The organism is uncultured Anaerococcus sp. (assembly GCF_947253225.1).
Classification (GTDB): domain Bacteria; phylum Bacillota; class Clostridia; order Tissierellales; family Peptoniphilaceae; genus Anaerococcus.
In genome coordinates this window covers 1-10,992 of the sequence record NZ_CAMXYR010000014.1, presented here as the reverse complement: position 1 = coordinate 10,992, position 10,992 = coordinate 1, and the positions used below count along the sequence as shown (strand labels likewise).

Here is a 10,992-nt window from a genome sequence, read left to right as displayed (position 1 = left end):
ATACTTCTCCTCAATTTACATCATAAGCTTCTAACTCCTCGTAAAGTTCATCTGAAACTTTTTCTTTAAAAACTCGGTTTAGCTTATTAGTTTGGCGCGCACCTTTAAGACAAGCTTCGCTCTTGCAAATATAGGCACCACGTCCATTCTTCTTTCCTGATTCATCAATTAAAATCCCTTCTTCCTTGTTTTTAACAATTCTTAGAAGGTCATTTTTATCTTTAAGCTCGCCACAAACCACACATTTTCTTTGTGGAATCTTTCTAGCTTTTTTCATTTAATTAATCCTCATTAGGTAACTCTTCTTCATCACTTTCAGGGCTACTCTCGCTTGTTACATCATCACAAAGATCGCTAGTGCCTTCTGTTTCTTCTTCAATAATTTCTTTGATTTCTTCATCGCTAGGTTCTTCATTTTCACTAACTTCTTCAGCTTCATTCAAACCTAGGATTTCATCAATCTCTTCTTGACTTAGCTTATCAAACTCTTCCTTACTCTTTATATCTATCTTCCAACCTGTTAGTCTTGCTGCAAGCCTTGCATTTTGACCTTCCTTACCAATAGCAAGGGACAATTGGTCAGCTGATACAACTACAAGGGATTGTTTGTTTTTCTCATTCACCAGTACATCAATGATATCTGCTGGAGAAAGTGCGTTTGAAATAAAGACCTTAATATCCTTATCAAAATTGATAATATCAATCTTCTCTCCCTGAAGCTCTTCAACTATCGAATTGACTCTCTGACCTTTAAATCCGATACAAGCCCCAACAGCATCTATCCCCTCATCATTTGAGTAAACTGCCATTTTGGTCCTAGATCCTGCCTCTCTTGCCAGAGAATAAATTTCTATAACCCCATCTGTTATTTCTGGAACTTCCAGCTCAAACAATCTAGTAATCAAATCTTGGCTTGACCTAGATAGGATTATCTGAGGGTCTTTTGAAGAATTTCTAACTTCCTTAATTAGAAATTTCATCCTAGCATTTGGAAGGTAGGTCTCACTTGCGACTTGCTCCTTAGTTGGAACAATCCCCTCAATTTTATCCAAATTTACATACAAGTTAAATTTATCTTCTCTTTGAACAATACCTGTAATCATTTCATTGGCTCTTTCAATATATTCCCCATAGAGCGAATCTCTTTGAGCATCACGAATCTTTTGGATGACGATATTTCTTGCAGTTTGAGCTGCAACTCTACCAAAGTTTTTAGGAGTAAGCTTAATACGACATACGTCCCCTAGCTGGTAGGATGAGTTGAATTCTCTTGCCTCTTTCAAGGATATTTGACTAATAGAATCCTCAACTTCTTCAACTACATTCTTTAAAGCAAATACATCTATTTGACCTGTACTTTCATCAATAATTACATCAACATTTTCTTGGTTGTCATAATTTTTTTGATAACTTTTGATAAGAGCCTTTTGGAGGGCGTCAAGAATAGTTGCCTTATCCAAACTCTTTTCCTTGCATAGCTCATCCAAGGCTAGCATAAAATCATTGTTCATAAAATCTCCTTAGAAAACAATCTCAATGTTAATCTGTTTTACATCACTTTTTTTAACAATCCTACTTTGACCATCATCTAGATCAAACTCATAAGTCTCTTCTTCAATTCCTGAAATTTTACCAAAGAAAACTTCTCCATCCTTCATCTTAATCTTTAGAAGTTCATCAAAGTTTCTCTCAAGATCCCTATCAGTTTTTAGGGGTCTGGATAAGTCTTGGCTTGATACTTCAAGGTAATATGAATCTTTAATAATATCGACCTCATCAAGTTTTGTATCAAGAAAATTGCTCACTTTCTCACAATCTTCTATGGTTATTCCTTCATCATTATAGATATAGAAAGTAAGAATCTTGTTGCCCTTGGATCCTTTGTACTCAATATCCACCAATTCATATCCTAAATCATAAATATCAGCCTCAAAGATTTCCTTTAGTTTATTAATTAAATCCATACTACCGTCCTTCCGCCTTAACAGATTAAAAGAGTGGAAACCATCCCCCACTCTTTTGCTAATACTATTATACTTGATAAAAGTTAATATTCAATTATTGTCCCGCATTAAAAATATACACTTTATTCATTTACATTCCTGAATTATTAATTGCACAATCGTTTTTTAGCTTGTAATTATTCATGAAAACATTTATAATAAATTTAGAATAATAAAAGGAGGAAATCATGTTATTATTTATTATCGGTATTATTATACTAATAGTAGGTGGTCTTGGTTATTCAAAATACGTTGAAAGCCAACTCCAACCTGATGATCGTCAAACCCCAGCTGTTAGAAAAGCTGATGGAGTTGACTTTGTAGTAATGAGTGAGAAGAAAAACTGGCTTATTAACTTACTAAACATTGCAGGTACTGGCCCAATTCTTGGACCTATCCAAGGTATTCTTTTTGGACCAATTGCCTTTCTTGCAATCCCTATAGGATGTGTATTCGCTGGAGCTGTCCACGACTTTTGCACTGGATTTATCTCAATGAGAAACGGTGGTAGCCAAGTCCCAAAACTTGTTGGTAAGTACATAGGTGAAGGAGCTAGGAAGTTTTACAATATTGTAATTGCTATCCTTCTTCTATTAACTGGAGTTGTATTTGTCTACACACCTGGAGATCTTATTGCAAATGATGTAATGGGAGCTGATCCTAATTCAAATGTTATTTGGATAATCTATGCAGTAATTTTTGCTTATTATATCCTTTCAACAGTGCTTCCTATCGATAAGCTAATCGGAAGAATTTATCCAATTTTCGGTGCATTCTTAATTATCTCTGCTATAGGAGTTCTCGTTGGAATCCTATATAAGGGCAGGGCTGATCTCGCCTTTGAGGGTCAAGGTCTATTGGCAAAACACCCACTTGGACAAAAATTTATCCCATCATTCTTTATAACAGTTGCCTGTGGTATCCTATCAGGTTTCCATGGTTCACAAGTAACACTTGTATCAAGAACTGTAAAAAGTGAAAAAGAAGCAAAAGTAACTTTCTACTCAACAATGATAGCTGAAGGATTTATAGCTATGATTTGGGCTGCTGGTGCAATGGTAATCTTCTCAACTAAAACAGCCGCCCTAGACACACCAGGAACACTTATGGTTGGAGAAATTTCAAGATACTTCATGGGTAAAATCGGTGGTCTCCTTGCAATCTTAGGAGTTATAGCTCTTCCTATCACATCTGGTGATACAGCCTTCAGATCTCTAAGACTTATTATTGCTGAGGAGCTAAACATCGACCAAAAATCTGGAGCAAAAAGAGCTGGTCTATCTGCTTGCCTATTCGTTCCTGCAGCAGCTATCCTATACTTTGCAAAATCAAATCCTAAAGGATTTAACATCCTCTGGAGATATTTCGGATTTACTAACCAATTCGTAGCAATATTTGCCTTAGCTGTAGCTACAAGCTACTTAATTTACAACAACAAAAACTATCTCATCGCCTTGATTCCTGGCATCTTCTATACTTTCATAGTATTTGCCTTTATAATCAATGTAAAGGGTCTAGGATTTGGTCAAGATTTTAAAATCGCCTATCCTCTAGCAGGTATAATTGCAATATGCTATGCAATTTATGTTGTAAAGATTTCTAAGAAAAATAGAAGAAGAATTGAAGCTATTAAATTAGACTAAAGACTATAAGGGTGGGTGGCATTAGCCATCCCCTTTTTTATTAGGAGGAAAAATGAAATTTATCTTAGATAAAAAGGCTTTGAATTTTTTAGAAAAAAAGAAGATTGACAAAATTTTTATCAATCCAGACCTTGACCAAAAGGCAGCTTGTTGCGGAATTGGCACTGTAGATTTTGACATAAGTTTTAAGGATGATGATAATAGCAGATATCTAAAAACTAATTTTGAAAATATCTCAATCTTTTACAATCCAACTATCTCAATGTATATAAAGGACGATCAAGAAATTACCTTATCTGCCTTTGGCCTAGGAAATTTTAAGAAACTTTACGTTGCAAATGAAATACCAATAGAGAAATAAAATGATAGATGAATCTAAAAGAATAAGACAATTTATAAAAGATTACCCTGTAAAATCCGAATACAAAAATAGGATTGCACATCCAAAGTATACCTATCGTGGTACTTCTGTTATCCATAAAGCAACTACTGCTATTTTGTCAGGCAAGAATATACTCTTAGTAGGAGCTAAATCTACAGGAAAAAATGTTCTCGCTGAAAACTTGTCTACTATATTTCAAAGGCCTATGTGGAATGTGTCATTTCATGTAAATATCGACTCATCAATCCTAATAGGAACTGATACCTTAAAAGATGGAGAAGTTATTTTTAGGAAAGGGCCAGTAACAAATGCTTGTCAAGCAGGTGGCTTTCTAGTTTTGGATGAAATAAATATGGCTAGAAATGAAGCAATGGCGACCCTCCACTCTATTTTAGACTACAGGAGAATAATTGATATACCAGCATATGAATTGATCAAAATTCATCCTGCGACTAGATTTATAGCTACAATGAATTATAACTACGAGGGAACTCGTGAGCTAAACGAAGCTCTACTCTCAAGGTTTGTAATAATTGATATGCCTACTATCGAAGAAGAAAATCTCAAAATATTACTTAAAGAAACCTATCCTAATTTAAAAGATGAAATGTTAAATCAGATTATTAAATTATTCTACGATATCAAATTAAAAGCAGATAATAACGAAATATCTGAAAATGCAATTGACCTTAGAGGGATATTTGATTCTATAGATCTTTCCAAAAATGGACTCGAATATAATGAGGCTCTCAGGATGTGCCTTGTAAACAAAGTATTTGACGCTTTTGAACAAGCTCTAATCACTGATGTTATCAAATCCCGATTTAAAGAAAAAATATATTATGGAGATATGTTTGAATACTAAATCTTTTAATGAAGAAAATAGAATATATAACCAAATATACAACGGAGCCAAATCTTATAATTTTAAACCTCCTCTTGTTGGTTTTGATCTAAGTGGAAATCCCGATTTTTATACTAATCTAATTATAGGTCTATCAATAAAATACTTTGGTAAAGATACTATAGATAATCTATTTAGTCTTTGGGAAGATAACAAGAACAGGGATAGTCTCGATCTTTTTGCAGTATATTTACTGGAAGATATCTGCTACAAAAAGGAATATCTGAATAGACCTCACATTACAAACTTAAGATGTAATTATGCAAGAGAATTCCTACAAGATAAAAATGACCTTAGAAGAAGAAATTTAGCCCTTAAGGAAAACTTATATTACAGTCTAGTAATGAAAAGATCCTCTGATCTTCTTGGGATAAAATATAAATTATCAGAAAAAGAAAACCAGATATATAATAATTTTTCCTTAGATTCTTCTACAAATTCTAGAAATCTATCTAGTAAAATCCTATATCTATTTAGAAAGTATCTTAATTTCTCAGAAAAAAAGAAATATATTAGTCCATTAAACATTGGCTTTTCTCTCTTTAATTTAAAAGGTGTCTACCAACTAGAAAGATCTAATAAGGCAGATATTTTTAAAAATAAAAATGCGTCAACCAATAACTTCATAGAAAATTTCGTAGCACAACTAAGAAATTCTAAGAGAGAAGATATCATTAGGACTTTTGGCAAACCACTATTTAGCTTAGAAACAGAACTACTCATAAACGAAATATGTGCAGTTGATAAGCACAAAAAATCACATGTGTACTTTACCAGAGGTGAGTCTACCAATTCTTATGATCTGATAAATAGTCTAAATCAAAAAGCCAGAGAAAGAAATTATACCTACTACAAAGAAAATGAAAATAAAAATAAGAGGATAATAAATAAACTTGCCAAAAATATAAAACTGTCCCTAAATTCTATAAATGACGCCGACACTTATCTCACAAAAGAAGGAATGCTTGTTGGTTCTCTTTCCTGGAAATCAAAAGTAGGAAATAACCCAAAGATTTTTACTAAAAAAACTTATGATGCCAAAGATACATTTAAAATAACTATACTTTTAGATGGATCTACCTCCCTACTCTACAAACAAGAAATTGTAGCAAGTGAAGCCTATATCCTATCCATAGCTCTTAGCAAAAATAATATCAATCATAGGATTATAAGCTACTCGACTGTTGACGACTACACAGTCCTTACTTTCCTAAAAGACTTTGGCGAAAAAGCTGACATCAATAGGATATTTTCTTATAAAACAATTGGATTTAATAGGGATGGGTTGGCAATGAGAGCAATCTCCTCAATTACAGAAAGAAACGCCAAAAACGAACTTCTTTTGATATTAACAGATGCAAGTCCTAGCGACATCAAGCCATTGATAACAGAAGGATTATTATTAAATAAACCATACAAGGGACAAGCTGCCCTTACCGATTATAAAGATGAAATCAATAAATTAAGAAAGAAAAATATAAAAATAGCAGCCCTAATCCACAAGGACAATCCAGAAAATGCCGCATACCTTTTCTATAAAGATTTTATCCCAATAAATGATTTAAATAACCTAGCTAAAGCAGGAGCGATCTTAATTAAGAATCAAATTAAAAAAATACATACCTAGATTAAAAATTTTAGCTATGTAAAACTAAGTCATTACCACTCTAACTTTCAGAATCTATAGCCTTTACCTTAATGGCATCTAGTAAAGTATCTTTTCTGATTGTTGTGCTATTTTCTGTATAATCTTCTGCAAGTTAGAGACCAAAGATTGCTTCTGGGTCTCTTGTGAAGTATTTAGAACCTTCAAATTCTTTTGTGAAAGTAAAAGGAATTTCTTTTCTTTCGTTTTGTCTTGTTGTTGTTATTGAATGAATTCTAACTTCTGGATCTTGAACGTTAAAAGTTACATCATAAGAGTTTAAATCGACTGTGTATTGTTTAGGGGAGTCGACTTCTTTTAGGATATATTTTCCTAAAGGATGTTCTCTACTGGTTGTGGATGTTGTAGTTGATGTAAGGGTTTCTACTACTTGACCTTTTTGGTATAGAGGTGTTACTCCATCTTTCGAGATAATATCCCCATCAGCAATTAATTGCCATTTTGTTCCAGCAAGTCTTTCTTTTTCAATTTTTGGTTTTGTAACTTTGTAACCAAATTTATCCTCAGTTGTTGTTCCAGTCAACATTGGTGCCTCTTTGATAAGGGTTAGAGTACCTTTTTGTGGAATGTTATCTAAGGTTAAGAATAGAGTCCAGTCATTATTGCCATTTTTGCCAGCACGAGCGTTTATGAGGTTTTGATTATGTTTTTTAGATGTGTAACTATAATCACCGAACTTGTTGCCGTCGTCTGAACCCTCTATCATTATCGCAAGCTGTTTTTGCATAATTTGGTAACCACGACCTTTTAAGGAATCGGGTCTTTCAATTATTTCGTAAAGACCTAATGGGAGTTCTTTACTTTCTTCCTTTTCTCCCATAACTAGAGTATCGACTATAGTTCCAGGTTCTATGTCATTTTCACCTTGAGCCTCCATAAGTCTTATATCAAATTTGATACCATTTAGTCTTTGTTTAGTTTCTTTATCAATTTTTTCGATACTGATTTTACCAACTTGTTCTACGTTAGTTGCGTTTACTGGGTTGTTTTCAAACTTGACAGTGCTAACAAAGCTTTGATCGCCAGTGATATGTCTAATCTCTTGTTTAGTGTCAAGCTTATATCCTTTAGGAGCTTTAGTTTCTCTTATTAGATAAGTTCCTTTTAAACCAGTAGGTGTGCCATCAGATTTTTTATAAAGAGGGTCTCCACCTATTTTGTATTGATCGTTTAAATATATTCTTCCGCTTGAGTCTGTTCTAAATTTCCAAGTCCTTGTTGGTCTTATGTTGCCTATTTGCTCTTTAGTTAGTAAGTCATTGAAATAAGATACTTCAAATTCTGCACCAGCTAGTGGTTTACGCTTATCGCTTTTTTTATTAACCATTATACGAATAGGGTCGGTAATGGCATTTTCATCTACTTCTTGGTAAACATTAGTAGTCTTTGCATGAACTGTGTAATAGTTTGGATTTAGAGAATAGCCTTTTGGAGCTTTTATCTCTCTAATCCAATAAGTCTTATTAGCTGGAACTTTAACTGTACCGCTAACATAAGTTCTATTACCTGAGTCATATCTTAGAGTTAATGTTTTAAATGGGTTTCTATTAGCCTTAGCATTATCTAGGTTGTCATAGACACCATATACTGCACCATCTAGTTGATATAGTTTTGGAGCTTCGTTACAAGCTTTGATACTATTTTGTAGGGTAGTTTTTTCATATTTTTTGATTTTAAGTTCTTCATCTTGCGGAGCGAAGGTAAAGGTAATACTAGCATCCTTTTGGTGAAGTTTAAAAGTGGATAAATCTTGTCCATAATACCCTTTTGCTGATAACTTTGATTTCCATTTAATTTCTTCTCCACTTACATTTAAGAAATAATCTTTCCAGTAAACAGTTATAGTTGTTGGCTTACTCGGATCTTTTACATTATAAGTTAAGGTTCCTTGTGCGGAAATGCTCGCTGTACCGTTTGTTGATGTGGTTTTTAGTATTATTTCTGGAGTAGTTTTTACTAAATTTTCGATAAGTTTTAACATGTGATCTTCACTAGAGGTAATAGAGCCATGTTGTGACTTATATGGCAAAACGGTACTTCCTTTAATACTCGTCAAATCACGGGTAATATTCCTAGCTTTTTTAGCTATAATTTTTTGCTTATCTACTATAGCTTTATAGGTTGAATTAAGCCTAGCTTGTCCCAAATGTTCCCAAACTGCGGCTTGTAGAAGTTTAGTTGTTGGTCTATCAAATATTTTTTGATTTTTTGTATCTTTTTTTAAATGAGAGTATGCAAAAATATCAATATATTCTTGGCTGATAGGAATAGATTTTTCTTCGGTGTATGTGCCACTTTCTGTATATATTTGAGCATTAACTTGTGTGCAGAATGTTGGTTCGTTTATCCCGTATAATCTAAACTCACCAGGAGCCATCGCTGGGTCTCCAACACTATCACTTTGCATTTGTGTGATTCTAGCCGTATTTTTTATTATTGTTCCTACTGGCGTCTTATCATCTACACTAAAGCTTAAATAATAATTTGTACCATTTCTGTCAGCGTTTACTTTGTTTATTCCTACAAAACTTAGTAGGAATATGAATACAAAACTTAAGAGTTTAAATTTCTTTTTCATATTATCTTCTCCTATATGTTTTGTATTTGTTTAATTTGATTTTCACCTTCCTTTCATAATATTTGTTCACCTTATATTTTATCATTATTTAATAAATTTGTCAAATTATTATTGTATGTTGAAGTGTTTCAATAAATACTGATAAAAAATAAGACTCGAATTAATCGAGTCTATTGTATTATCTCCATTCATAAACAGCAGGGGAGATTTCATAAGTTTCAGTTTTCTTTTCGTATCCAACTAGAGTTTTGACTTCTTTATATTTGTCTAAATCACCATAGTTTCCCATGATATTATTTTTTATAAAGAAATCATAAGCTTCTTTAAAGGAATCGAATTCCCAGTATTGAACGTTTTCTTCACCAGTTTCGATCCATTCTTTTTCTGGATATCCTCTAACAAAGGCTTTTTGTTGATATTCTGTCTTATAGATTGGCTTAGATTTGTCTTCAACTTCTCTTGTACCCATTTTAGCGTCTTTTACCTTAACATGTGTTTCTATAATTTCATCTGTTGGTTCAACTCTATTGATTTCTTTTTTATCAATTAGTTTGTCGCCTTTATAGGTTAGTTCGTATTCAACAAAACCGTCTGATCCGACTTGTGCGATTCTTGCTTTAAGGCCTGGATCGTTTACAGCTCTTTTAGTTTTGAATGGAATTTTTTCTTTTACAGTCTTTTTAGTGATTTTTTGTTTTTCTTCTGATGGTTTATCCTCATCGGTTGGTTTATCTTTTTCAGAAGGTTTATCAGATGGGGTTTCTTCTTTATCAGATGGCTTATTCTTATCAGAAGGCTTTTCTTCTTCAAGTTTTAGTTTATATGTTTCTAGTTTTAAGATTAAATTTTTAGCCTCAACACTTTTCATATAAGCAGGGTTTAAAACTTTTAGTTCTTCTTCTGTAGGTGATGTTGGATTAGAGTTTCTAATTCTTTCAACAGCGGCGCTAATAGATTCGTCTAAATCAGTTTTAGAAGCTTTAAGCTCAGCTATAGCTTCTTCAACTCTTTTGAGTTCTTGTTTATTTTCTACATATCTTACTTCACTTTCAGCGTAAGCTTTAATATCGGTATTTGTTCCTGTTATAAGACCTAAACCTAATGCTAGGATTAGTGCTGCTTTAATACTTCTTTTCATTATTTATTCTCCTTTTTGTTAAAACCAAGTGCTCCGATTGATGCAATTAGTGTTGATATAACTCCAGTAAGTGGGGTGATACCTGTTTTTACGTTAGAAGAATTGTTTGCTACTTGTTTATTATTTTCTTTATTTTTACTTTCTTTTGCCTTAGATGTGTTTGTAGATTCTTCGTTTTTACTATTATTAGTTTTCTTATCTTTAGTGTCTTCTGTTGGATTTTCACTATCTTTCCACAAGTGGAAATAATATTTACCATCTACACCTTTTGATACACTAAATGATTTTTTGTTTGGTGAATTTTCTAAAGCTTTTTTACCTGCCTTCTCAGCTTCTTCTTTGCTATCGTAGCCTTTGCTTTCCAAAGCTCCACCAATTAAATCATTACCAGAATCTTTGTCATTATTTGATGGTGTAGAAGGTTCCTTGTCATCATTTGGCTTCTCTTCACTTTTATCCCTTCTAATCTTATCAACTTCTACCTTGTGATTCTTCATTGACTGTGTAAGCTCACTTGCTGTTTGTAAGTCACTTTCAAGCTCAGCATTTGCATATGCTGGTGTTATAAGTAGGCCAGTTCCTAAAGCAAGGACTAAACTTGTAGTTAATACTCTTTTTTTCTTCATTCCCCTCTCCTTTTCTATTATTCTGATATTTTTTTATCATTAACATTATATA

The 10,992-nt window shown here is 33.0% G+C and carries 10 protein-coding genes; 4 read left to right on the top strand and 6 right to left on the bottom strand.

Going from position 1 to position 10,992, the window contains the following annotated elements:
- Positions 1-10: 10 nt before the first annotated feature.
- From Q0W95_RS03145 to rimP, 3 genes are read right to left on the bottom strand one after another with little or no spacing between them, the layout of a single operon-like run.
- On the bottom strand, positions 11-277 hold the full coding sequence (locus Q0W95_RS03145; protein WP_297789908.1) for a YlxR family protein: 267 nt from the start codon (positions 275-277) through the stop codon (positions 11-13).
- A gap of 4 nt (positions 278-281) precedes the next feature.
- Positions 282-1,511, bottom strand: coding sequence for a transcription termination factor NusA (nusA, locus tag Q0W95_RS03140; RefSeq protein ID WP_297789907.1), 1,230 nt, complete (start codon positions 1,509-1,511; stop codon positions 282-284).
- Between the two features lie 9 nt (positions 1,512-1,520).
- Complete coding sequence (gene rimP / locus Q0W95_RS03135) at positions 1,521-1,964, bottom strand: ribosome maturation factor RimP (RefSeq protein WP_297789905.1); 444 nt, start codon at positions 1,962-1,964, stop codon at positions 1,521-1,523.
- Between the two features lie 227 nt (positions 1,965-2,191).
- Between rimP and Q0W95_RS03130 the strand changes: the two genes are divergently transcribed.
- From Q0W95_RS03130 to Q0W95_RS03115, 4 genes are read left to right on the top strand one after another with little or no spacing between them, the layout of a single operon-like run.
- Positions 2,192-3,646, top strand: a complete 1,455-nt coding sequence (locus Q0W95_RS03130) for a carbon starvation CstA family protein (RefSeq protein ID WP_297789903.1) — start codon at positions 2,192-2,194, stop codon at positions 3,644-3,646.
- A gap of 52 nt (positions 3,647-3,698) precedes the next feature.
- The gene (locus Q0W95_RS03125) at positions 3,699-4,007 is read left to right on the top strand and encodes a hypothetical protein (RefSeq protein ID WP_297789902.1); all 309 of its coding nucleotides are present in this window, start codon (positions 3,699-3,701) and stop codon (positions 4,005-4,007) included.
- Position 4,008: 1 nt separating this feature from the next.
- Positions 4,009-4,893: a MoxR family ATPase gene (locus tag Q0W95_RS03120; protein ID WP_297789900.1), complete on the top strand. Its 885-nt coding sequence runs from the start codon at positions 4,009-4,011 to the stop codon at positions 4,891-4,893.
- A complete protein-coding gene (locus Q0W95_RS03115) occupies positions 4,883-6,559 on the top strand; it encodes a hypothetical protein (protein ID WP_297789898.1) in 1,677 nt (558 codons plus the stop codon). Before Q0W95_RS03120 ends, Q0W95_RS03115 begins: the two co-directional genes overlap by 11 nt.
- 133 nt (positions 6,560-6,692) lie before the next feature.
- On the opposite strand, the gene Q0W95_RS03110 is transcribed toward Q0W95_RS03115, so the two are convergent.
- The 3 genes from Q0W95_RS03110 to Q0W95_RS03100 form a co-directional block, all read right to left on the bottom strand.
- A complete protein-coding gene (locus Q0W95_RS03110; RefSeq protein WP_297789896.1) occupies positions 6,693-9,176 on the bottom strand; it encodes a SpaA isopeptide-forming pilin-related protein in 2,484 nt (827 codons plus the stop codon).
- A 178-nt stretch (positions 9,177-9,354) separates the two neighbouring features.
- On the bottom strand, positions 9,355-10,314 hold the full coding sequence (locus Q0W95_RS03105; protein ID WP_297789894.1) for a hypothetical protein: 960 nt from the start codon (positions 10,312-10,314) through the stop codon (positions 9,355-9,357).
- Positions 10,314-10,940 carry a DUF5633 domain-containing protein gene (locus tag Q0W95_RS03100; protein WP_297789892.1) on the bottom strand — a complete coding sequence of 209 codons (627 nt, stop codon included), beginning with the start codon at positions 10,938-10,940 and terminating at the stop codon, positions 10,314-10,316. Before Q0W95_RS03100 ends, Q0W95_RS03105 begins: the two co-directional genes overlap by 1 nt.
- Positions 10,941-10,992: the final 52 nt, after the last annotated feature.